Source organism: Candidatus Paracaedibacter symbiosus, assembly GCF_000757605.1.
In the GTDB taxonomy this organism is placed as follows: Bacteria; Pseudomonadota; Alphaproteobacteria; order Paracaedibacterales; family Paracaedibacteraceae; genus Paracaedibacter_A; species Paracaedibacter_A symbiosus.
Map to the genome: position 1 here is coordinate 1,535,669 of NZ_JQAK01000001.1, position 24,233 is coordinate 1,559,901.

Sequence of the window (24,233 nt, forward strand, 5' to 3'; positions counted from 1 at the left end):
ATGAGCAAGTACATCACGATTCGTGGCGCACGCGAACACAACTTAAAAAATTTAAACGTTGATATCCCTCGCGACCAATTGGTTGTGATTACCGGATTGAGTGGCTCTGGCAAATCCTCCCTGGCCTTTGATACGCTTTATGCGGAAGGACAGCGTCGCTATGTAGAAAGTTTATCTGCTTATGCGCGCCAATTCCTCCAGCTCATGCAAAAACCAGATGTGGATTCCATTGATGGTTTAAGTCCAGCAATTTCTATTGAACAAAAAACCACTTCTAAAAACCCCCGGTCTACTGTCGGGACGGTAACAGAACTTTATGACTATTTGCGCCTTCTCTTTGCCCGTATAGGGACTCCTTATTCGCCAGCCACAGGTTTACCGATTGAAGCGCAAACGGTGAGCCAAATGGTTGATCAAATTTTGACTTTGGAAGAAAAAACACGTGTTTTAATCCTGGCACCCATTGTTCGAGGTCGGAAAGGCGAATATAAAAAAGAGCTGCAGGATTTGCGTAAAAAAGGATTTCAGCGCGTCAAGATTGATGGTGTTGTTTATGACCTTGATGATGCGCCGGAGCTCAATAAAAAAATCAAACACGATATCGAAGTGGTTGTTGATCGTCTCGCCATTGCTAGTGAAATTAGAACGCGTTTGGCCGACTCATTAGAAACGGCTTTGGCCTTAAGCGATGGTCTGGTCTACCTTGAAAATGCGGATAACCACGAGATTCGCACGTTTTCATCAAAGTTTGCTTGTCCGGTTTCTGGATTCACTTTAAGAGAAATAGAACCACGCCTGTTTTCCTTTAACAGCCCGCACGGGGCTTGTCCCACTTGTGATGGCTTGGGTGTTGAGATTTCCTTTGATTCTACGATGGTAGTGCCGGATCCGGCGTTGTCAATTAAACAGGGGGCGATTGCACCGTGGTCCAGTGATGGCGCCGGCAAAAAGGCGCACATTTATGAATTTTATATGCAAGCGCTTGACTCTATCGTGACGCACTTTGGCGCCAGCATTACCCAGCCGTTCCAAGACTTGCCACAAGATTTGCAGAAGATTGTACTGTTTGGCTCTGAGGGGCAAAAGATCGCTATGACTTACGACGATGGCTATCGCAAGTTTGAGACAATGCGCAGCTTTGAAGGGGTGATTCCCAACTTGCAACGGCGTTGGTTAGAAACAGAAAGCGATTGGATGCGTGAAGAGCTTGCCAAATATCAAACAACCAATCCTTGCACGGTCTGTCGCGGCCACCGCTTGAAGCCGGAAGCTTTATGCGTCAAGATTAATCGCTTGTCGATTGGCGAGGTCTGTGATTTTTCCATCACTGATGCGGCCGATTGGTTCAAGAGGTTGGATCTTACCCAAAAACAACAGGACATTGCTCATCGAATCTTGAAAGAAATTAATAGCCGTCTTGAATTTTTAGTCAATGTTGGTCTAGAATATCTGACTCTTTCCCGCTCGTCGGGGACACTTTCTGGGGGAGAGAGTCAGCGTATTCGTTTAGCCTCGCAAATTGGCTCTGGCCTGACGGGAGTGTTGTATGTGTTAGACGAACCCTCCATCGGTTTGCATCAACGAGACAACAACCGCCTTTTGGAGACCCTTAAACACTTACGTAATATCGGCAATACGGTGGTAGTGGTCGAGCACGACGAGGATGCGATTCGCACGGCTGATTATGTCATCGATATGGGGCCGCAAGCAGGGCAACATGGGGGACAAATTATCGCTGTGGGTTCCCCGCAAGAGGTGATTGATAATCCTGAAAGTTTGACGGGTCAGTATTTAAAGGGAGTGCGTCAGATTTCTGTGCCTCTCCAGCGCAGATCTGGTCTTGAGGGTCGTACTCTTAAGCTTATCGGGGCAAAGGCCAATAACCTTAAAAATGTCTCTGTTGAGATTCCTTTAGGAACCCTCACTTGCGTAACAGGTGTATCTGGTGGTGGAAAATCATCCCTGATTATTGAAACTTTATATAAAGCATTGGCAAAACAATTCCATGGTCTGCGGGAGCAAGCGGGGGCCTATGAGTCTATCTCAGGCACCGAGCATTTAGATAAAGTCATCGATATTGATCAGTCTCCCATCGGTCGGACGCCACGTTCTAACCCAGCGACTTATATTGGATGTTTTACGCCGATACGTGAATGGTTTGCGCAGCTACCAGAAAGTAAAGCCCGTGGCTATGCGCCTGGTCGCTTTTCCTTTAACGTGAAGGGGGGGCGCTGTGAAGCTTGCCAGGGAGACGGTGTTATTAAAATTGAGATGCATTTTTTGCCTGATGTTTATGTTCAGTGTGATCAATGCCATGGCCAGCGTTATAACCGTGAAACTTTGGAAATCAATTTCAAAGGAAAATCCATCGCCGATATTTTGAATATGACAGTCGATGAAGCAGTGGAGTTCTTTGATGCGCATCGGTCCGTGCGGGAAAAACTTCAAACATTGCAACAGGTGGGGCTTGGTTATATTCATGTGGGTCAACAGGCAACGACACTTTCAGGCGGTGAGGCGCAGCGCGTTAAGCTTGCCAAAGAGCTATCCCGCCGAGCCACAGGTAAAACAATTTATATTCTAGACGAACCAACTACGGGATTGCACTTTGAGGATATCCGTAAATTGCTGGAGGTATTACAGGCATTGGTCGATCAGGGTAATACGGTTGTTTTGATTGAGCATAACCTCGAAGTGATTAAGACCGCCGATTGGATTATCGACATGGGACCAGAAGGTGGCAATGGCGGTGGTCAGGTGGTTGTTTCTGGTCCTCCAGAAACGGTGGCTCAATGTGAAACAAGTTATACTGGGCAGTTTTTAAAGCCGTATTTGTAATGGAGATTTACTATGAAAATACAAAACTCCACCATTCTTTCGGTAACTTTATTATTTTTCTCTTATAGGATGTTGAGTCTCTTTAATAAATCTGCGGGAAAGTTCGAATCATCCAGACCTTTATCCTTGACACAATGGGCCGCAGTTAAGATCCATAATTCTCGCCCTTCTCGCGCAATAAGAGTGCCTAAGACCTTCCTGTAGAGCAAGGTATGAAGCGAGAGGCCGCAGGCGGGATTAATCAGCCTTATAGAGCGGTTGTTGTGTATTGGTTGAGAGTTGACTCTTACAACAATCAGTTAATAAAACAAAAGGAAGCGTTGAATTACAGCTCAACCGCTTTTATCAAGCCTCGCGGCTGAGGCCCCAAGCTTCGAGCATATATAAGTAACGCTGCCAATTACTAGCCTGATTGAGACCTAATTGATGTAAGTACGACCAAGAATAAATGCCTGTGCTATGGCCATCATCAAAGAGGATACGAATGGCGTAATTGCCAACAGATTCAATGGCAGTGATCGTTACATATTTACAACCACCGATGAGGCGTTTTTGTGCCATCCCGTGCCCCCGAACCTCAGCAGAAGGACTTTCTATCCTTAAATATTCAGCTGGGTAATGGAAATTTTCCCCGTCATCAAATTCAATTTCAAGGATACATCCTTCCTTTTTTAGGGTGACTTTAAGCGGCCAAACTTCAAAAGAATGGGTAAGTTTAGGCATGGGAATTTTCGTTTAAAAAATGGCGATATTTTTCGGCTTTTGCTTCATCAATAATTTTGGCTTCGTCAATGAGCATAATGGGAATTCCATTTTGAATTGGATAGGCAAGTCCTGCTGCCTCACTAATCAATAAATTATTTTCCTTATCATAGGTGAGCCTGGTTTTAGTTAACGGGCAAACAAGAATTTCAAGAAGTTTAGGGTCAACAGCTGGTTTCATTTTAGTCTCTCTTAATGATAAGTGATAATGTCATTCTGACTCGAATAGACCGCCATTTCAATTAAAGTTGTAATCACTGAAGATTGATCTTTAGGATTTTGTGTTTCCAATAAAATTTGCTTTTCGGAGGGGCGAAACGGGCAAGCCATTGTTAGCGCTGTAACTAATTTTTGGTTGGATACTTTTTTAATTTCATCCCAATTAAGGTTAATTTCCAACCTTTCAAAATAAGGTTTCAATAGTTTGAGAAGGCGGTCTCGATCCAGCATGAAGTCATTTTCTTCCACTAAATCTGCTGAAAAATGCTCATAAGTCACCTTAGCGATGGGATATCCCTCGTCTGTTTCACGTTTTTCCACAAGCTTAAAGCGACAAATCCCTTCCAAGGTCACGATCATTTTTTCATTGGTAATTTCGTCAATCTCTGTAATGCGAGCAAGAGTCCCAATGGAAAAAAGATCTAAATCATCAAAATTAGGAGTTTCTCTTAAGGAAGCATTTGGTTGAATCAGGCCAATTAACTTTTGTTCTTTTAATCCTTCATCAGCTAAAGACAGATGAACAGTATCAAAAATAGGAACAGGGAGATGGGCTTTAGGCAGCAAAACAGCCCCGCGTAGCAAAATGAGGGGGATTTCTGTCGGTAATTGATCTGTAGACGTGATGTTTTTTAATTTCGCCAACATAGTTTTAAAAAGTTAGATTTCTTTGGTTGCACCATACATGGACATTTTTAGCCTCAAATTCAAGAGCTAATATAACAGAAGCGATATAAAAGGAGGTGAATGCCAGGTTTAAGGAGGGTTTAATAGGGGGAAAATTTAATAAAAACAAGGTATAAATAAGTTCTCAATAAAATGTTTAAAAAAACTATTGCAAAAAGTTGATGAAATAGGTAAAAAAGGTAGTGATAATCTCTTCTTAAGCGGGCGTAGCTCAGGGGTAGAGTACAACCTTGCCAAGGTTGGTGTCGAGGGTTCGAATCCCTTCGCCCGCTCCATTCATACATGACTATCCCCTTTTTTCATCGGTCCGTAAACTATCATCAAATTATTTACGTTTTATTTACGTTGAATTTTTATTGACCATGCTTATTTTATCTTTTGGATGCTAAGGATCACAAGAACTATTTTTAGCATTTCATGTTTATTGATTTAGGCAAAATAAAATAAAAAAAGCTTTTAACAATTACCAGACTATGTCTGTTTTCTTTATCTGCGTATTGTGGAGAGGTAAGACTTTTTGTGGAAAAAAAGGGGGGAGGTCACGGAGCTTGATGTATCCTCTCATAAGCAGATGTCCGTCTATAAAACAGACAATGAGTTAGTGAACCTCGCTATTTTAGAAGTAAAAATTGATTCTTTTAAGGTAAAACTTAATAATATGCAAGATAAAGACATGTTCAGTGATTTAGGGTTTTTATTTAGTAACTAAATCAGATAGCGGTTTAAATGCTGCCTTTAAAAACAAGAGGTCTAGTATGGTGATTGAAAGCTCTTTTATGTTTAGGCAACCCCAGCAAACATGAAGGAGTTTTCTTATAAGGACGAATGGCTTCTTAGCGGTGAAATCCTTTTCGTTTGTCACCTAAAATAACTTTCACGTCTAAAGTTTTTTCGCTTCTCATTTCCGTAAATCGATTAACAGAAGTTTGCTTGCAAATTTCTACAAATAAATAAAATATTCCATCGAATTTACCACCATTTTCGGCTAAAAATGTCTCAAGATCATTTGTGAATGGATTATACGCACAGAAGCTAGTTCAACTTTATAGTAAGATTTGTTATGCTACACTCAAATTTATTATAAAACGACAAGTTAGGTTCCCGAGATGATGCTCAATCAGTTTAAACAAAAAATCATCGCCAATTTGGCTGCTGCTACACATATTCCTGATCAAAGTATTGCAGAAGTAACACAATTTTCAGGTTTGCTGTTTGACCGCCTCCCTTTTAATCTCTTAAACAAATTGGCCGATGAGGACTTGGAGAAAATTGTTACAGTGACCTGGGAAAGCTTTTGCAAGCCATTGATAAATGCCCCGATCGTTTCTATTCGTCGTGAAGCTGTCTCCCTTCATAAGACACCCCGTTTGTTTTTAACTTTAGTGAATGTGGATCGGCCTTATATCATCGATAGCTTGCAGTCGTTTTTGGCGCGCTGGAATCTCAAGCCACAGATTTTATTGCACCCCGTTATTGGGGTAGAACGAGATAAGTCTGGTATTTTACAAGAAATTTACCCCGATTATCATGAAGCGACGCAAAAATCAGGTAAAGTACGGTTTGAATCTGTCATTTTTATTATGGCCAAATATAAATTTTCTGACGTTGAGTTGTCTCAGTTTGAGGCTGATCTCAACCGCATGTTGCAACAACTGTGCTGGGTTGTGGATGATCAAGCGACCTTGCATCGCAATCTTGAGCATATTGAATCGCGCCTCAATCTAGCAAATGTTTCCAAATGGTGTCCGGATGACAGCAAGGAGACAAAGGATTTTCTTGATTGGTTGCGCAGTAAATATTTCCTCTTTTTAGGCGGTCGCTATTTTAAGTTAAAAGTTTCAGAAACAAATAATTCCTTTTTCTGTTTAGAAGAAGAGGGGATAGGTCAGATCACAGGATTGTTTCGGGATGAATTAATTGCCTCTGCTGACGATTTGGTGCCAGCCATTGCTCGGGCTAAGATTCTTCCAGACGAAGAATCCTCCCCTAATGCTGTTTTCCCATCGGTATCTGTCTTAAAAACCAGTCATCGTTCTCCTATTCATCGTCATTCTCGTATTGATTCGGTTGAGGTCTTGGATTGGTCAGAAGAAGGTAAAATCCAAGGGGTTTACCAATTTATCGGGATCTTTAAAAAAGAGCTATTTAATATCTCGGCTTTTGACATTCCCTGGCTTCAAAAAAAGGCGCAAACTGTTTTCAGCAAATTTAATGTGGATCCTTCCTGGTATGATGGCAAAAGTCTTATTTCGATTATTGATAGTATTCCCCGTGATGAAATGTTTTATCATGATCAGGATCAACTCACCCATATTTGCCGCCGGGTTTCAGAGCTGCAAGAGCGGCCCGGTGATGTTGCTGTTTTTGCCCGTCATGATCTGTATGGTCGCTATTTAACTTTAATGGTCTATTTGCCACGGGAACGTTATTCTTTCAGCCTCAAAGAGCGTTTGGGCCAGCTCGTTTGTGATCGCCTAAAAGGGGATATGGCTTCTAGTGTAGCCCAAGTAGGTGACCTGCCCTATGCGCGGATCATTTTTGTGCTGAATTATATTAAACCGCAACATGTTGATATCAATATTGATGCATTAGAAACTGAATTGTCGGAGGCTTCTTTAAGCTGGGTTGACCGATTTGATAAGTACAACGAGCAAGAATCATCAGAAGAAGCTGTTTCTCAAACATTATCTCTCTATCGGCATGGGTTCCCTGGAGCCTATCAGGAGCATTTTAGTATTAAGGATGCCTTTGCTGACATTTTAATTTTGGAATCTTTAACCCCTTCGCATGGTGTTGATTTACGTCTTTACCAGACCAAGACGGATCAATTAAAAGTCAAAATTTATCATATGGGTGAGGCTTTATCTTTGGCCGTTCTTCTGCCAATCCTAAGTAATTTTGGTATTAAAGTTTTATCGGAGACTACCTACCATATTCAAAAAATGGAAACGAACTTTCACATCCATGATTTTGATATTCATCTTGATACCAGCGCTAATTGGCATAAAAATCAAGTTTTCTTAGGAGTAGCATTCCAAGAGATTTGGAAGCAAACCACTGAAAACGATGGCTTTAATCAATTAATTTTGAAATCAGGACTTACGGTACGTCAAGTGACTTTGCTGCGGGCTTATAGCAAATATTTGTTACAGATTAAATTGCCGTACTCGCAAGGGTACATTGAGTCAACCTTAGCAGACTATCCTCACTTAAGTGCTTTGCTGGTTGAGTGCTTTGAAGGTCGATTCCAAGTCAACCGAGAAAATTTAAGGCCAATCGAAGCCATTGAGGCGGATTTCTTAGCCCAATTACAAAATGTGACGCGTCTCGATCATGATAAGATTTTCCGCCGCTTATTAAATGTATTGCAAGCAACGGTTCGTACCAACTACTATCAATTGGATGATCAGGGGAACCAGAAAGATTATGTTTCCTTTAAGTTCACCTGTGCTGAGCTTGAAGATTTGCCGCAACCCCGCCCTTTATTTGAAATTTATGTCTATTCTTCCCGTATGGAAGCGATTCATTTGCGTGGCGGCAAAGTTGCGCGTGGAGGTTTGCGTTGGTCTGATCGCTATGAAGATTATCGCACTGAAATTCTAAGTTTGATGAAAGCACAGATGGTGAAAAACTCGGTAATTGTTCCCCTGGGGTCAAAAGGCGGCTTTATTGTTAAGCGCCAACCTGAGTTTGTTAATCGTAATGATCTGCAACAAGAAGTCATCTGCTGTTACCAAACGATGATTCGTGGGCTTTTAGATGTAACGGATAATTTGGTGAATGGCAATGTGGTGCCGCCGGCGCAAGTTATTCGTTATGATCAGGATGATCCTTACTTAGTGGTGGCTGCAGATAAAGGGACTGCAACATTTTCTGATATTGCGAATGCTATCTCACAAGAATATGGATTCTGGTTGGACGATGCCTTTGCTTCAGGTGGTTCTGCGGGCTATGACCATAAAAAAATGGCGATTACTTCCCGGGGTGCTTGGGAATCAGTGAGGCGGCACTTCCGTGAAATGGGGCATGATGTTCAAAATGAGCCCTTCACCGTTATTGGTATTGGAGATATGTCAGGGGACGTTTTTGGGAATGGTATGTTGCGGTCCGAGAAAATACGCTTACTTGCCGCTTTTGACCATCGTCATATCTTCCTTGATCCTCATCCGGATGAGATGATTGCTTTTAAGGAACGGGCACGACTATTTGAGTTGCCCCGCTCCAGTTGGTCAGATTATAATCCTAAACTTATTTCTAAAGGGGGTGGCGTTTTTGCGCGTGATGAGAAGGTTATCTATTTAACCCCTGAAGCGCGAAGTGCTTTTGGGTTATCTGAGAGCCAATACTCACCCGATGCGCTTATTAAAGCGTTGTTGAAGCTAGAGGTTGATCTGTTGTGGTTTGGGGGGGTTGGAACCTTTATTAAGGCAACCACCGAATCGAATCTTGAAGTAGGGGATGTTGCAAATCTTAATGTCCGGGTTGATGCGAGATCGGTAAGCGCTAAAGTGATTGGAGAGGGGGCAAACCTGGGGATGACGCAATTGGCACGTGTGGAATATGCTTTAAATGGGGGGCGTATAAATACAGATGCAATTGATAATTCGGCAGGAGTTGATTGTTCGGACCACGAAGTGAACATTAAAATTCTCTTTAACGCGCTGCCAGAAAAAATTGAACGGACAAAACGAGATCAAATCCTGCGCCACATGACGGATGAGGTTGCTCAGCTTGTTTTACAGGATAACTATCGTCAGACATTAATTCTCTCAATATTAGAAAGAGTAGATGTGTCGGCACTCAGCTCTTACCAGGCGCTCATTAAGATTTTAGAAGCTGAAGCAGGGCTTGATCGGAGTATTGAATTTTTGCCAGATGACGAGCAAATTGAACGCCGTCGCACAAAAAGTCAAGGGTTAACCCGGCCTGAGCTGGCTGTTCTTCTTGCTTATTCAAAAATTCATTTATATAACCAATTGATTTATTCTGGCAACGTCACTAAAGATATCTTTAACCCTTTGCTATCTGCTTACTTCCCTGCGCTTTTACGTGAACAGTTTGAAAGGGGTATTTTAGGCCATCCTTTACGCGCCGAAATTGTCGCAACTGTTTTAGCAAATGAATTGATTAACCGTGTAGGGCCTACTTTTACTCACGAGATTTGTAGTGCTAGCGGTTTGCGGGTTCACCAAGTGGTGGAAGCTTTCTTCACTGCCAATCGTTTATTTAATTTAAATGAGTTATGGGCCCGTATCGATGTCCTCGACGAGAAAATGATCTCAGATGTGCAACTTGATGCGTATCAAAGAATTGCTCAAAGCCTGCGTGTTACTGTTCTTCATTTATTAGGGACTCAATGTTCAGTGCCAAGTAGAGACGTGATTGACCAGTTGGTGCACCATCTGCCTGCCACGCTCTCGGCAAAACAAGTCATCGAGATGCAGGCTCGCATCCACGAGCTTGAAACCAAAGGTGTTGATCGGCTCACCGCCCAACAATTGGCAACGATTCTCTTTTTACCGTCTATTTTAGAAATAGCTTCAGTTGCTTCTGGAAAAGAAGATGTCTTGCTGACGGCTAAAACCTATTTCAATATTAAATCAACCGTGGGGATTGATTGGTTGGAAACGATGATCCACCAGTTGGCTATCGAAACAGAGTGGCAACGGAGTGCTCAGCTTAGTCTCTTGAATGATGTGGGAATGGTAGCAATGTCACTTTTGCAACAGGCACTGGCAGGATCAAAGAATGGCGATGCAACAAGCTGGATTGATGATAATCAGACCCATCTTATTCAAGTACAATCTCTGATGACAGGTGTTGGTGGTACTGTTCGTCCTGATTTTGGGTTGTTGAGCTTTATTGTTCGCCAACTGCAGCAAGTAACATAATCACGGTGGGGAGATTAGCCAATCTATACTAGATTGGCTATACTTATCATGATTATATGTTCGTGATTATATGTGAAATCTCCAAGATATCATTGCGAATGAGCCAAGCGCATGGGGCAATTTCCGCGCAATGATGTCTGAGAGTAAGGAAATGCCTGAGCCTTTTACCGAAGGCTTGGGATTCATTCTAGGCTATCAATGGTCAGCAGAATTCCTTTAGGATGCTTTTTTTGTGGGATCAACCACTGCAAAATCGACATCGACTTTACCGGCTTTTTCAAACTCAAGGGTCATTGTAACAATTTGCCCATCCTTTAAATCTCTCTTAAGGCCCATCAACATAATATGAAGGCTTCCTGACTTAAGCTCAACGGTGCTGCCTCCTATAGCAATTGCCTCTACTGGCCGCATTCTCATTACGCCATTTTCATTAATGTGATCATGGAGTTCTGTAAATTTCGTCGCCTGGCAAGTGACACTCCTTAATTTATCTTTTGTGAGAGAAGGATTGTTGATTGTCACATAGGCGGCTGTATTTCTATCCATAGTGCCAGCGCGAACCCAGGCGTTGCTCAAAGTTAACTTCCCGACAATCACGTCAGCGAAGGCGGGGGAAAGCAGAATGAGGGAGAGGGCTAAAGTTTTTAGGAAAGTTTTAAGTTGCATCATTACCTCAAATTAGTCAATTTTCTTGATATACCCAAGATACTTGAAGAAGCCAGAACTCGACTTTTTCAAGTATTTTGAGTGTAGATCTTTCATACTCCTTTCTAAAGATCCATATAAGAGACAACTTGTCGCAGGGGAGCGCAATCTTTAAATTAGATTTTTCCGGCAGTGTTTTGCGCGAATTAGGTGCATAGAACCTAGGACAAGTTCCTGAAACATATCCGAAGCGATCTCATTTTTGCTTTTTTTGTGCAGCCTTCCAAATTTCTTGAATTAAGAGTATGAGTAGGGCACACTTTAAAGGTATTATCGCTTAAAAAATGACTTAAAATGATCCTCGTCCAAAAACGTTCCCAAAATCAAGGTGGGCAATATGACGCAGAAAAAATTAAATGTCGATTTGATTTTTGTCACCGGAATGTCGGGGGCAGGACGCTCTACAACTTTAAAGGTTCTCGAAGATATTGGCTACGCAGTTATTGATAATTTGCCAGCATTTTTGTTTCCTGAGTTTTTAAAAGGGATTAAAGCGGGGCATGTTCAACTTCCCCTCGTCGTCGGTTTTGAGTTAAGATCCTTTGCTGGCTGTGCAACAAAAACCATGGAAATGATTGCTTCAATCCGTGACGGCATTGTCGTTAGATTATTATTTTTGGAATGCCAAGATGATATTTTAATAAAACGGTATAATGTCTCTCGACATCGGCATCCATTGGGGAGTAAAACGCTTCTTGAGGGGATTCAGCGTGAACGAGCACTCTTGGCGCCCGTTGTTAACTATGCAGATCACATCATCGATACCTCTTTTGTGACCTCCATGACTCTCACACGTATTTTAAACAATATTTTTGCCCAAGAAAATTCACCTAATCTTGAAATCCGATTAATGTCCTTTTCCTATCGTCACGGAATTCCGCCCGATGCAGATATTGTGCTGGATGCTCGCTTTTTAGAAAATCCTTTTTATGAAGAGAGTTTGCGCCCTTTGACTGGAAAAGATGAAGCTGTAGTTGAGTTTTTAAATAATGACTATGCTTGGCAAACGGTGTATCGATCAATTCAACAAATGCTTATTCCAACCATCTATGGTTTTAAAAAATCTGGCCGTAGTTATCTGACAATTGCGGCTGGATGCACAGGTGGGCAGCATCGATCTGTTTTTATGATTGAACAATTATCAGATTTTTTGACATCTTTGGGAGAGAAAATTATCACTGAACACAGGGAGCTATACCCCTCGTGACACGAAAATCAGGAATTTTAGCCATAGGGTTTGAGTGAATTTGTGAACTCAAATTTTCTGCCGATAGCGCGCTCTATCAGAACCTAGGTTTTTATATGGGGCTGTGATATAGTTAACTTCACAATTGATAGTAAGTTAACAGAAAATAATAGAGAAAATAATAATGAATACAAATCCAGTTCTCGTTAATTTAATTCGGGGCGATTTAGTGGAAAATAGCTATCGCGGTAGTTATGTTGTAGTGGATTCAGAGGGTGATTTGATCACTGCGACTGGTCATTTCCGCCAGACTATTTATCCACGCTCTTCTCTAAAACCTATCCAAGTCCTAGCAATGTTAGAGTCCGGGGCTGCTGATCAATATAAGGTGAGTTTACAAGAAATAGCTCTTGCTTGCGCGTCTCATAATGGTGAGGAGCAGCATGTGGAGGTCGTTCACGCCTGGCTTAATCGATTAGACTTAACGCAAGGGGATTTAGAATGTGGGCTTCATGCTCCTATGGGGAGGGAAAGTGCTAAAGCATTAGCGGCTCGAGGTGAAAAGCCCACAACGTTGCATAATGCTTGCTCTGGTAAACATGCGGGATTCTTAACTTTGGCGAAGTTTTTAGAGGCTCCATTAAAAGGGTATACGGACTTTAATCATTCAACTCAACAAAAGGTCAATGAACTCATCGCAGAGATGACGGGAACGGATGTGGATTTGGCCCCTAAAGGATTTGACGGATGTCAGATTCCGGTCATTGGAATGGAACTCCAGGGGCTTGCCATGGCAATGGCCAAATTGGTTGACCCTAAGAATATGCGTGAATCCTTACAACGGTCATGCGCCCGCGTGGTGGAAGCGATGCAACAGTATCCTCATTTAATAGCCGGAACCGGGCGCTTTTGCACGGATATTATCGAAAAGACAGGCGGTGAGGTTCTTGTCAAGATGGGTGCCGATGGCGTTTTCTCAGCGGCAATCCCCAAAAGAAAGTGGGGAATTGCTCTTAAAATCGATGATGGTAACTTAAAAGCGGCCGAAGTGGCTTTGATGTCATTGCTCTCCCGCCTTCAACTTATTTCTAATATTGCAGACTTTACCAATTATTTAGAATTTCCGATTAACAATTGGAATAGACAGATCGTTGGTAAAATCCGGTCGGCTATATAATAGTGAATTGAGTTCAAAAACTTACCTTTTCTAAGCTGATTTTTGGCGTGCTTTCGTTGTCTTAAAAACCTTAAAGAGAGACTGCTACTCATGGTTTTTATGACTCGAAATTCCTCCAAAATCGCGCTATAAAATGTATATTTCCCAACTCAACTCGCTATAAGTCACACTGCCTCTCTCCAGCTGGGGCATCCGACCCAAATAATACTAAAGATTTGCCGTATTATACTAAATTAAGGTAAAATTTTTACTAAAATAATAATTTTATTCTTAACTTTGTTTTGAAATTGCATTAGGCTTTGGTAAGTGGATTTTAAAAACGGTTCCACGAGATGATTTCCAATTGGGATGGAAAACGCCAAATTCCATTGAAAATAGCTAATTGGATTGACTGAACTTAATTATTTGGGAGAAATCAAGAATGCGTGCTTCAAATAAAAATAAAGGACTAACACCGATCCTGGGACTGTTTTTAACAGCGGCCATGCCACTGTGCATTTCCATTATCTCTGCTCCATCAACCATTGCAGCGGAAAAAGAAGATGTTCGCGACCAAGATGTAGTGGCAAACACTATTAAGAAGCTAAAAGAGCTTGCTGAAGAAGATAGCGATAATGGAAAAGTAAGAAAAATTATTCCCAGTACTTTTTCACCTACTGGAGATTTGACTGCTGAGTCTGGTAACAATTTTGGTGCAGCTACTAATGTGATGGCTCAAATTCTAACCGATAGAAATAGACCAAAATTATTAAATGATTTACTTTTAGAGCTGAGCGACGGCGGTGAAAATAGTTTAGTAAGAGCCATTAACAAGAGCACAGAAGAAATTGTTGAGACTTTGTTTGGTCTGCTCGATGCGACATTAATTGGCTCCACTGAGACAAAAGTTAAGAAAGCAAGATCAAAAGACGCACAAACACTTGATCGGCTTTATAGTATGATGGGGACTGCTACTACTTATCGATACTTGGTCGAGATTGAAAGAAAAAAGGTAAAGGTGCTTTTGAGTTAGAAAAACAAAAATGTGATGATTCATTAGAAAACCTAAAGATAACCGTTAATAATGAAAAAATAGAAAAAAAAGCAACCTTTAAATTAATACAGGATAAGTTCCAAGACCAAATTAATACTACTGAAGCATTGGTGGCCAAAGAGAATCAAAAGCCTACCAAAAATAAAAGAGATATAGCCCTCTGGCAAGAATCACTGGATGGATTCAAGTCAGATCTTGCTAAAGCTGAGGCTGAGCATGAAACAGAGATAAAGCAATTAGATAAGAAAATTACTGACCTGGAAGCAGAGAGTAAAGGGGCCCTTGATAGCTTAGAAAAAGCCAATTCAAAGACATTAGCAGATCTAGATGCTATGCTTAAAAAAATCTTTATGTATAAAGGTTTTTCGGGGGGAGTAAAAACGCTTGTAAGTATATTCTCTTGGAGCACTACTGATCGTGCAAAATATCCCGAGTTTATTACATTAGATCGAATGGTGGCCCAAAATCCCCAGGCTAAATTGGTTGCTGAAAAAACAATGTATGACGCTTTAAAGGAGGCCGTTTCAAGTAAAAAAGAAGTGGTTATTAAGGTGGGTGAAGCTAAAAAATCTCAGCTAGAGATCTATGAAAAGGCATTGGATATTTTGTTAGGTTATCTTGAAATTAGTAAAGAAGATCAAGAGAAATTCAATTCGATGAAACCTATCGTAAAGCCTTCAAAAACCACACCTAGTGCTGAAACATCCTCCGGCCAAGAGCAACAGCAGGGTGTTTCTTCTGAACAACCCACAACTGAACCTAGTGCTGAAACATCCTCCGGTCAGGAGCAACAGCAGGGTGTTTCTCCTGAGCAACCCACAACTGAACCTAGTGCTGAAACATCCTCCGGTCAGGAGCAACATCGGGGTGTTTCTTCTGAACAACCCACAACTGATACACAACCCATAGTCGAAAAAAAAGATGATCCACAAACTGATGCTGCACCTCCTGCAGTAACACAAGCAGTAGGAGAGGAAGTACCCGAAACAGCAGTAACGCAAAATGCTATGACGGGGCTCACCAATGAGGTGGTTAGTAGCATTGAAAAGCAAGAGGCATCTCTAAAAACCGGTAGCAAAGACGGTTCAAAAAAAAATGACATAGACAATAGTTCTAATGTTGATCTTAGTGTTGACAGCAAGGCTGAATTAGAAGGAGTCCCTCAATTAAGTGAGGTTACTCCTTCTCTTTCCAAATCCTCTGACTCTTCGGCTCAACTTGCTCAATTACTCCATGATCTAAGTGATTTACGTAACGCTTTAGGAGGACAATTATCTGTCGGAAGGGAGGAAAACTCTTCTATGTTGGACTCTGAGTCATCCAGGTTTATCTATAATAGCCCGTTGGCAGCCAATGGAGGTTCTCTTAGGCCATCCAATGATATTAGCGGCGGGGTACTTCAATCCATTGTTAAGGGGCAAGACTTTGCCGAGCAGAGCAGTACTTCTTCCACTGCCACCGGTGTGGAAGTCATACCTGCTGAGGCATCAGCCACAAAAGGCACCAACACCGGAAAGCAAGGAGTAACTCAAAAAAAAATAAAAACTTTAACGGAAAAAGAAATAGAAACTTTAACGGAAAAAGAAAGAAAGAAAGATAGCAACAAAGATGACCTAAAGCCCAGTGATTCAAAATCTCTGAAATTAAATTCAGTTCTCCTAGAAGACGATCCTCTAAACTCACCAGTTTCGAGGTCGTCTTTTCACTCAAACTTAAATGATGAGGCGCCAGAGGAGGAAGAAAGACGAGGGAGTTGGAGATCTCTTTGGCAAGAATATGGAATTAAAAAAAGGTATGTGTTTGCTACTGGAAGTGTTCTTTGCGTGATGATGTATTTGCTCTTAAAGGGATCTAGCATCTAGGCACTGCCTAGTTTGGTTCCCCTTTCAGCTATTGTACATAAATTGGCTCCGCCGAACCTAAATGATTCCAGATATACGTTGGATGAATGTCTGCTAAAGGTGCGTGAGAGAAAAGCATCTTCTTTTGCCGCAATGCGCCTGTTATGCCTGACAAAACGAGCAAAGAATCTATGCCATAGTGCTGGGCACCTAAAATATCTGTTTCCAGCGTATCGCCAATCATCAGACATCTTTTTTTATCAACAGTTGCTTCTGGAAATTTAGTGCCGACAAAGTCATAGAGGCTTTTATTAGGTTTGCCCCACATCGTCACCTCTCCGCCTTTAGCGATGAGCTTATCGGCAAAGTAACCCGCACATTTACGTATTTCCTTACCATAAAAAGCAAACCGGTCAGGGTTGGCACAAAAAACTGGGAGCTTGCGCGCGAGGATCTGATCGATTAAAGCGTCAAACTGTGATTCGTCCTCCTCAGCCTCAATGAAGGCGGTGAGAAGCACTTTGTCAGCTTGGGGAAGGGTATCCGTTATTTTAATATCAATCCCCTTTAAAATGTCCGTATTTCGTTCTGTCCCCCAGTGATAATAGGTAGCCTCTTGGTCAAGGTCCAAATTGTGTTTGGTAAAATCACCCGACGTCACAACAGTAAACGACGGTTTCACCTTAAAGCTTTGTAATTTCTTTAGGGAGAGTTCTGAGGGGCGTGGATTGTTTGAAACAAAGATAAGATTCTTATTTTGAGGGAACTGATTTAAAGCAGCAATCGCCTCTGGGAAAGCATCAATGCCATTATAGACCACCCCGACCAAATCGACGAGAAAAGTGTCGTATCGTGCCATTATTGCTGCCCAGTCAAGGAGAGAAATATCAACGTCCATTTGGAAAAGCTTCTTAAATTTGGTTGCCTAATATATAGGTAGGCAATTTAGGAGTGGATTTCAACCAGTTTAAGCCCAACAAAGAAGCAGATAAGACTAAGACCAACACTTAAAATCACATAGGAAATAGCGGGGAAGATAAGATCTCGTTCAATAAGTAAACCAAATTCCATCGAAAAAGAAGAGAAGGTGGTAAATCCCCCTAAAAAGCCAGTGGTGAGGAATGATTTTATAGCGGGGTTGGGTTGCCAATAAAAACTCATAATTCCTGTGAGCAATCCCATGATAAAACAACCAAGCACATTGACGGTTAAAATTTGTAAAGGCAAATAACGCCAAAGGCTGGCTGGGATAATATGGCAAAGAAAAACCCGTGACATGGCGCCAAGCGCGCCGCCTAATCCAACAGCAAAATAAGTTTTCAGCATGAATCGCTCTACAAGAATCTAGTAATTTCTTAACAATATTAGTATATCGTTAAAAAAAGATTGCAGTTATATTAAAATTTTGTGAATTTATTTTTTTAACTTGATATAATTTAGTTTTATTATAAGGCACTATATGTTTTCTGAAATTTCATCAGAAGGGGGAGTTTGGTCTCATGCACTTAAAAAAACAAAGATTATCATTGCTTACTTTATTACCTGTTTTATCAATTTTTTTTACCGGAGCAGTGATGCCAAGTCAGGGTATGGACTGGCTTGGGCCTGGATCTCAAGTGGTTGGTTGGGTAGGAAGAGCTATCAAGGCTGGCGGTTCCTACCTCGAAGTTCCAAAAAAACCTGAGGAGCAGTTTAAGGAACAGATAAGTCTTTTAAATGTTCGAGATGCCCACGACATCATTCAAAAAGAGATTAGAAGACTTGAGCAGACGATACCAATGAGCCCCAGTTATAATGGATTGGATCAGCATGTATTGGAGGAACATAAAGAGACTGCTTTGCGGCTTTACAATCAGATGGTAATTGCTTCTTTAAAGGTAGATTATGTCTATGCTTGTCTTCAATCTATCACTGGGGTTATCAATGATTTAGCCAATCAAGTTGAGTTACCGAATTATAAAACGATTCAATACGATTTAAAGGAAGGCTTAAATTTTCTTGGAGGAGAAAATGGCCTACAAGAAAAGCTGGGTGCTATACTGTGCGATCAATATAAGTATACCAGAGGAGGCGGCCCCCTGGATCGTAGTATTACAAGTTTGGGGGCTAAGAAAAGACGTAAAAAACTTTGGGGCGATTCAAATTTATCCAAGAAAGATTGGGCAGCCTCTGCTGATTATGAGAGCAAATTAAAACAATATAAAAAAGAACGAGATGAAGAAAATAAACATAAAAATAGGGCTGATATTTTACTGATTTTATCTGTATATGAAAAATATGTGGTAACACTTGAGCTATTAAGCCAGCATGAATCTGTCTTGTTAAAACCAGGAAATGATAAAGGAATTTCTTATTATCAAGACTTGTTAAGCAAAACATTTGGGTATAACGAAATTCCAACCCCCGTTACCATACGCTCAGATTTATTTAATATAAATTCAGATGTTGACTTTCCAATGGGTAAAGGATTCATTTTAACGAGCAATAACGATCAAGATGAGGAAAAGAAAGATGAGAATGAACAAGGTTCTTATCCAACTAACAAAACTCAGCCAATTGCAATTCCCAAAAAGACAACAAATTAGGAAGTAATCTAGTGTATCAACTTCAGAAGCGCGTACTCCTGAGATGGCAATCTTGAAAAAGGTATCAGTTAGTTCAGTTTCTTCTCAAAAATCAAGGAGTGATAGTTCAAACACTCCCTCCCCCACGATTGAGAGAAAGGCAGTGCAGGAAGCACCTGCTTCTCCCGCTTCATCTCTGCTTTCTCAACAGATAAAAAAATTAGATACTCTGGAAAATCCCTCGGGAGAATATTTGTCAGAGGATGAGGAAGATACTGTGGATAATAGTTAATCTTAAATCGATGGCCCATCACTTATGGGTCTACCATCTAAAGTTACTATAATATGGGGGAAAAACTTGCCTTCTACATTGATATCCGTTTTTTTACAAGGGCTCCCCATGGTGGTGGTCCTGAATGCATGCCTGATTTTGTTTTATGATTGGCGGGATAAAGCAATTCCTTTATTTTTAATCCTCCTATTCATGGTGACGTCTGTTGCTTATGGTGTTATCACCCATCCTGACTTATTTTATCTCTTCTTACTAATGCTTCTGGCTTTTAGTGGACTTTTTTATTGTGTTCACAAAAAGATGTTGGGGCTGGCTGATTGTCTGTTGATCCCGAGCTGTTTTGCCTGGCTGCCAATGGATAAAATGTCCATATTTTTGATTTTATGTGGTTTTTTTGGAGGAGTAACAGCTGTCTTTTGGCGTCGCTGGTATGGCCAGAAAGAGTATCCCTTTACGCCAGCAATATTATTTTCTTTAGGGATTATTTTACTGTCTTGAAGGCATCTATAGAAAGGAGTAGGATGAGAAAGAATGTAATAAAATTTTAGTAATTGAGTCTTCAGCCGTGTTATCAGGTCCTCAAAAAAAATCTAAGTCGGGTGTTTCTCCCAAAAAATTAGTAGTACTATTGCATGGTTACGGAGCGAACGGGGATAACCTTATCGATTTAGCCGATATGTGGGCAGCATCTCTGCCTGATGTTGAGTTTCATGCACCCAACGCCCATGAGCCTTGCGAGTCAGTTCCGTTTGGGTATCAATGGTTTGGCTTGACGGATTTTAATCCTTTTAATATGCGAGCTGGTCTAGAAAGAGCAGCACCTATTTTGTGCGAGTATCTTGAGCATTTATTAAGGAGTCGTGACTTAACATCATCGGACCTGAGTTTAGTAGGATTTTCGCAAGGAACAATGTTGGCATTAGAGATGCTGTTTCATTTGCCTGGATTGAAGGCAGTTTTGGGCTATTCTGGGGCTTTCTATCCACCATTGTCAGCGCCTGAGGCTGGTGTCTCTAAAGCAGAAGTGCTTCTCGTGCATGGAACGGCAGACATGGTTGTTCCTTATGCGATGATGGGAGAAAGTGCAAATCAGCTCCATCATTTAGGATTTACGCCGAAAACACATACCTGCCATGGCTTAGGACATAGCATTGATCTGGAAGGTATTTCACTTGGCGGACAGTTTCTAGGCCAGGTTTTTTCATCTATCCAAAATACTTGAAGGAACATGATTTTGGGAAGCAGATGTGAAGCCAGCAACCGGCTTCTTCAGATATTTTGGATATAAAATCGGATCGAAAAATTAATTAAAGGAGAGTGTAATGGCACGTCGTAAAATCGCCCTTGTTGGCAGTGGAAATATTGGGGGGACTTTGGCGCATCTAATTGCTTTACGGCAATTAGGGGACGTTGCTCTCATCGATGTGGCCGAAGGAATTCCTCAAGGCAAGGCCCTTGATTTATCCCAGGCTGCAGCGGTTGATGGTCTTGATGTCCATATTACCGGTGGCAATGACTATTCTCTCCTTAAAGGGGCTGATGTGGTGATTATTACGGCTGGAGTGCCGCGTAAACCCGGAATGAGCCGCGATGATCTGTTATCGATTAACGCTGGTGTTATCCGTACCGTCGGCAGCAATATTAAACGCTACTGTCCTGACGCTTTCGTGATTGTTGTCACCAATCCCTTGGACGTCATGGTTTGGGTGATGTGGCAAGAATGTGGGCTGCCCCATAACCGAGTTGTTGGCATGGCTGGTGTTTTGGATAGCGGCCGGTATCGTCATTTCTTAGCCGATGAACTCAAAGTTTCTGTCTCAGATATCCAAGCTTTTGTTTTGGGTGGTCACGGCGATGCTATGGTACCACTGCCGCGCTATACGACAGTTGCTGGCGTTGCCTTGCCTGATCTCATTAAAAAAGGGATGATTAGCCAACAAAAGGTCGATGCTATTATTGATCGGACGCGTAATGGCGGTGGTGAGATTGTCAACCTTCTTAAAACCGGTTCTGCTTTTTATGCGCCAGCGGCTTCGGCAATCGCGATGGCGGAATCTTATTTGCATGATCAAAAGCGTATTTTGCCGTGTGCTGCTTGGTTGTCAGGCGAATATGGCGTTTCTGACCTTTACGTTGGTGTTCCGGTGATCATTGGCGCTGGTGGGGTTGAAAAGGTGATTGAACTTGATCTCACAGCGGATGAAAAAGATGCCTTCGCTAAATCAGTTGTTGGGGTGAGATCTCTTATCGCTGATACTCAAAAAATCACCAGCCAGGCAAGTTAAAGGACTCCCTATAATGAATATACATGAGTATCAAGCAAAGCAAGTATTGGGGGGATATGGTATTCCCGTTTCCAAAGGGAAAGTTGCTTTTTCCGCTGAAGAAGCTGTGAAAGTAGCGGATGAAATTGGCGGCTCCCTTTGGGTTGTTAAGGCCCAGATTCATGCCGGTGGGCGTGGTAAAGCGGGTGGCGTGATTCTCGCCCGATCTTTGGATGAAGTAAAAGCCGCTACAAGCAAGATTCTTGGCAAAACCCTGGTGACTCACCAAACGGGGCCTAAAGGACAATTGGTTCGCAAAGTTTATATCGAACAAGGCTGCGATATTGATAAAGAATTTTATCTCAGTATGATCGTCAATCGCCAAACAGAATCTGTGTCCGTCATGGCCTCTCAAGCAGGTGGCGTGGATATTGAGGAAGTGGCTGCTTCGATGCCAGAAAAAATTGTGACTTTTTCCATTGATCCCGTTTCTGGATTCCAGCCATTCCATGGCCGTAAAGTAGCATTTGCCTTGGGGCTGGAAGCTCAGGCCATCAAGCAGATGATCACAATGGTAGCAGGATTGTATCAGGCTTTTGTAAAACTTGACTGTAGCCAGATTGAAATCAATCCACTGGTCCTCACCACGCAAGGCAATCTGATCGCTTTGGATGCAAAGGTGAGCTTTGATGATAATGGTCTGATTCGCCATCCTGATATAGAGGCGCTTCGGGATACGGATGAAGAAGACCCCGCAGAAACTCAGGCGCACGAATATGAACTAAGCTATGTCAAACTTGATGGCAGTATTGGGTGTATGGTCAATGGGGCGGGACTGGCGATGGCAACCATGGACATTATCAAACTCCATGGCGGTGAGCCAGCCAACTTTTTGGACGTTGGTGGTGGCGCTACTAAAGAAAAAGTCTCCGCCGCGTTTAAGCTCATTCTGGCTGACCAAAATGTGAAGGCGATCTTAATCAATATTTTTGGTGGCATCATGCGGTGTGATGTGATTGCTGAAGGCATTGTGGCAGCGGCCAAAGAAGTACATCTCTCGGTCCCGATGGTGGTGCGTTTGCAAGGAACAAATGGTGAATTAGGGAAAAAAATCCTTAAAGAATCAACTCTTAAAATTATTTCTGAAGACGATTTGTCCCAGGCTGCAGCCTGCGTTGTTAAATCCATAAGGGGGGCTGCCTAATGTCTATTCTGGTTAATCGTCATACTAAAGTGATTTGTCAGGGATTTACTGGTAAACACGGGACATTTCACTCTGAACAAGCGCTTGCCTATGGTACTAAACTTGTGGGCGGCGTGACACCGGGTAAGGGGGGGACAACGCATTTAGATCTTCCTGTTTTTGACACTGTTGGGGATGCGGTTCGTAAAACGGGGGCGACAGTCTCGGTGATTTATGTGCCGGCCCTTTATGCTGCAGATGCGATTTTTGAAGCAGCAGATGCGGGCGTTGAGCTAGTCGTTTGTATTACGGAAGGGATTCCGGTTCAAGATATGATTCAAGTAAAGCGCTCTCTCAAAGGAAAATCCGTTCGCCTAATAGGCCCAAATTGCCCAGGAATCATCACCCCCGAGGAATGTAAAATTGGGATTATGCCAGGCTTCATTCATACACCAGGTAAGATTGGGATTGTTTCCCGTTCTGGCACATTGACTTATGAAGCAGTGGCGCAAACAACCGCAGCGGGTCTGGGTCAAACCACTTGCGTGGGGATTGGTGGCGATCCAGTCCGAGGCATGAATTTCACCGAAGTTCTTGAGCTATTCTGGGATGATGCGGCTACGGAAGGTATTCTGTTTATCGGTGAAATTGGTGGAGATGATGAACAACGCGCGGCGGAATACATCAAACATCAATATGCCAAAGGCCGCTATAAACCGGTGGTTGCCTTTATTGCGGGTGTCACTGCGCCTCCCGGGCGCCGAATGGGCCATGCGGGGGCTATTATTTCAGGGGCAGGTGCGTCTGCTGAAGAAAAGATGGAAGCGCTTCGTATTGCGGGTGTTGATGTTGCCGATTCCCCAGCTTCTTTGGGCGCGACAATGCTTAAATCCATGAAAGGTGAAAGCCAAGGAAAAAGGGCGAGCCATTAATGCGCGCACTTTTTTGGATAATATACTCATCATGACTGAAACGACGAATTTCTTCCTATCGATCTATGGGCTCAATATTATCTTGGCACCTCTTAAAGAGGGCCAAGAGAAAAGTCGCCATATATCTCGATGGTATAAATCCGCATTTCCAATCACGATGAGTATAGGATTGATGAGTGCGGAGCTGGTAAGTGGTGAGGCCCTTGCTGAGCCAACAGTCCTTTCTGAACAGGGAGCAACTTCTCTGATCACAGAATCCAAAAAAGTGACACAAGCCGATATTGAAGCCGCGTTGGCGTCTCTCAAAAAACGCTGTCCCCATGTGCATGAAGATTCTTTGCGGGTTTGGAAAAATTTTAAATCAGGTCAGACAGATCCCAATTATACCTACCGATTTTGGGCCCGCGATATGGTGTTGTGGCTGCGTAAGGAGCGGGGGTTAACGTTCGAGAGTGAATCAAAAGTAGGCGAAGTTTTCCACCAGCTGGAAGCAATAGGCCACATTTCCAAAGATGCTGTGATTTTATTAACTACTGACGTTTGGTCTTTTCTGACATACCGCGAGGGGGTTCCTGAGATAGAACGGCGATTGCCCCTTTATCACCGCAGTCAACCTGATACTCACATATAGTAAACTAGATGCTTAATGCTTAGAGGCA

The 24,233-nt window shown here is 42.3% G+C and carries 21 protein-coding genes and 1 tRNA gene; 16 read left to right on the forward strand and 6 right to left on the reverse strand.

Annotated features, from left to right (window positions below; translation table 11 throughout):
• Positions 1-2,838, forward strand: coding sequence for an excinuclease ABC subunit UvrA (uvrA, locus tag IG80_RS0107035; protein ID WP_032113100.1), 2,838 nt, complete (start codon positions 1-3; stop codon positions 2,836-2,838).
• A 345-nt stretch (positions 2,839-3,183) separates the two neighbouring features.
• On the opposite strand, the gene IG80_RS0107040 is transcribed toward uvrA, so the two are convergent.
• The 3 genes from IG80_RS0107040 to IG80_RS0107050 are packed head-to-tail and all read right to left on the reverse strand — an operon-like array spanning position 3,184 to position 4,467.
• Entirely contained in the window at positions 3,184-3,561 is a 378-nt protein-coding gene (locus IG80_RS0107040) for a gamma-butyrobetaine hydroxylase family protein (RefSeq protein WP_032113101.1), read from the reverse strand.
• Positions 3,554-3,781, reverse strand: coding sequence for a Trm112 family protein (locus IG80_RS0107045; RefSeq protein WP_032113102.1), 228 nt, complete (start codon positions 3,779-3,781; stop codon positions 3,554-3,556). Before IG80_RS0107045 ends, IG80_RS0107040 begins: the two co-directional genes overlap by 8 nt.
• 11 nt (positions 3,782-3,792) lie before the next feature.
• The gene (locus IG80_RS0107050; protein ID WP_032113103.1) at positions 3,793-4,467 is read right to left on the reverse strand and encodes an LON peptidase substrate-binding domain-containing protein; all 675 of its coding nucleotides are present in this window, start codon (positions 4,465-4,467) and stop codon (positions 3,793-3,795) included.
• Positions 4,468-4,706: 239 nt separating this feature from the next.
• On the opposite strand from IG80_RS0107050, the gene IG80_RS0107055 reads away from it, so the two are divergent.
• From IG80_RS0107055 to IG80_RS0107065, 3 genes are all read left to right on the forward strand, one after another.
• Positions 4,707-4,781: transfer RNA gene (locus IG80_RS0107055), tRNA-Gly, on the forward strand.
• A 242-nt stretch (positions 4,782-5,023) separates the two neighbouring features.
• Complete coding sequence (locus IG80_RS15695) at positions 5,024-5,215, forward strand: hypothetical protein (RefSeq protein ID WP_032113104.1); 192 nt, start codon at positions 5,024-5,026, stop codon at positions 5,213-5,215.
• Positions 5,216-5,612: 397 nt separating this feature from the next.
• The gene (locus IG80_RS0107065) at positions 5,613-10,397 is read left to right on the forward strand and encodes an NAD-glutamate dehydrogenase (RefSeq protein ID WP_084756215.1); all 4,785 of its coding nucleotides are present in this window, start codon (positions 5,613-5,615) and stop codon (positions 10,395-10,397) included.
• Positions 10,398-10,613: 216 nt separating this feature from the next.
• On the opposite strand, the gene IG80_RS0107070 is transcribed toward IG80_RS0107065, so the two are convergent.
• Positions 10,614-11,066, reverse strand: a complete 453-nt coding sequence (locus IG80_RS0107070; protein WP_032113105.1) for a copper chaperone PCu(A)C — start codon at positions 11,064-11,066, stop codon at positions 10,614-10,616.
• A 373-nt stretch (positions 11,067-11,439) separates the two neighbouring features.
• Here IG80_RS0107070 and rapZ point away from each other — a divergent pair, with 373 nt between their 5' ends.
• The 4 genes from rapZ (at position 11,440) to IG80_RS0107090 (ending at position 16,360) form a co-directional block, all read left to right on the forward strand.
• Positions 11,440-12,309, forward strand: coding sequence for an RNase adapter RapZ (rapZ, locus tag IG80_RS0107075; protein ID WP_032113106.1), 870 nt, complete (start codon positions 11,440-11,442; stop codon positions 12,307-12,309).
• Between the two features lie 163 nt (positions 12,310-12,472).
• Positions 12,473-13,465: an asparaginase gene (locus tag IG80_RS0107080; RefSeq protein WP_032113107.1), complete on the forward strand. Its 993-nt coding sequence runs from the start codon at positions 12,473-12,475 to the stop codon at positions 13,463-13,465.
• A 421-nt stretch (positions 13,466-13,886) separates the two neighbouring features.
• Positions 13,887-14,477 (forward strand): hypothetical protein, encoded by a 591-nt coding sequence (locus tag IG80_RS0107085; protein ID WP_032113108.1) that lies wholly within the window; start codon positions 13,887-13,889, stop codon positions 14,475-14,477.
• A 131-nt stretch (positions 14,478-14,608) separates the two neighbouring features.
• Positions 14,609-16,360 (forward strand): hypothetical protein, encoded by a 1,752-nt coding sequence (locus IG80_RS0107090; protein WP_156962084.1) that lies wholly within the window; start codon positions 14,609-14,611, stop codon positions 16,358-16,360.
• Positions 16,361-16,388: 28 nt separating this feature from the next.
• Here IG80_RS0107090 and IG80_RS0107095 read toward each other — a convergent pair whose 3' ends face one another.
• Positions 16,389-17,237: a TIGR01459 family HAD-type hydrolase gene (locus IG80_RS0107095; protein WP_032113110.1), complete on the reverse strand. Its 849-nt coding sequence runs from the start codon at positions 17,235-17,237 to the stop codon at positions 16,389-16,391.
• Between the two features lie 47 nt (positions 17,238-17,284).
• On the reverse strand, positions 17,285-17,665 hold the full coding sequence (gene crcB / locus IG80_RS0107100; protein WP_032113111.1) for a fluoride efflux transporter CrcB: 381 nt from the start codon (positions 17,663-17,665) through the stop codon (positions 17,285-17,287).
• 173 nt (positions 17,666-17,838) lie between these two features.
• Between crcB and IG80_RS0107105 the strand changes: the two genes are divergently transcribed.
• The 8 genes from IG80_RS0107105 (at position 17,839) to IG80_RS0107140 (ending at position 24,205) form a co-directional block, all read left to right on the forward strand.
• Entirely contained in the window at positions 17,839-18,924 is a 1,086-nt protein-coding gene (locus IG80_RS0107105; protein WP_032113112.1) for a hypothetical protein, read from the forward strand.
• A gap of 52 nt (positions 18,925-18,976) precedes the next feature.
• Positions 18,977-19,195, forward strand: coding sequence for a hypothetical protein (locus IG80_RS0107110; RefSeq protein WP_198027255.1), 219 nt, complete (start codon positions 18,977-18,979; stop codon positions 19,193-19,195).
• A 108-nt stretch (positions 19,196-19,303) separates the two neighbouring features.
• On the forward strand, positions 19,304-19,693 hold the full coding sequence (locus tag IG80_RS0107115; protein WP_198027257.1) for a prepilin peptidase: 390 nt from the start codon (positions 19,304-19,306) through the stop codon (positions 19,691-19,693).
• Between the two features lie 67 nt (positions 19,694-19,760).
• A complete protein-coding gene (locus IG80_RS0107120) occupies positions 19,761-20,417 on the forward strand; it encodes an alpha/beta hydrolase (protein ID WP_032113115.1) in 657 nt (218 codons plus the stop codon).
• A gap of 100 nt (positions 20,418-20,517) precedes the next feature.
• Complete coding sequence (mdh, locus tag IG80_RS0107125; RefSeq protein ID WP_032113116.1) at positions 20,518-21,480, forward strand: malate dehydrogenase; 963 nt, start codon at positions 20,518-20,520, stop codon at positions 21,478-21,480.
• A gap of 13 nt (positions 21,481-21,493) precedes the next feature.
• Positions 21,494-22,663, forward strand: coding sequence for an ADP-forming succinate--CoA ligase subunit beta (gene sucC / locus IG80_RS0107130; protein WP_032113117.1), 1,170 nt, complete (start codon positions 21,494-21,496; stop codon positions 22,661-22,663).
• Positions 22,663-23,574, forward strand: a complete 912-nt coding sequence (sucD, locus tag IG80_RS0107135; protein WP_032113118.1) for a succinate--CoA ligase subunit alpha — start codon at positions 22,663-22,665, stop codon at positions 23,572-23,574. Before sucC ends, sucD begins: the two co-directional genes overlap by 1 nt.
• 31 nt (positions 23,575-23,605) lie before the next feature.
• Positions 23,606-24,205: a hypothetical protein gene (locus tag IG80_RS0107140; RefSeq protein WP_156962085.1), complete on the forward strand. Its 600-nt coding sequence runs from the start codon at positions 23,606-23,608 to the stop codon at positions 24,203-24,205.
• The last annotated feature ends 28 nt before the right edge of the window (positions 24,206-24,233 follow it).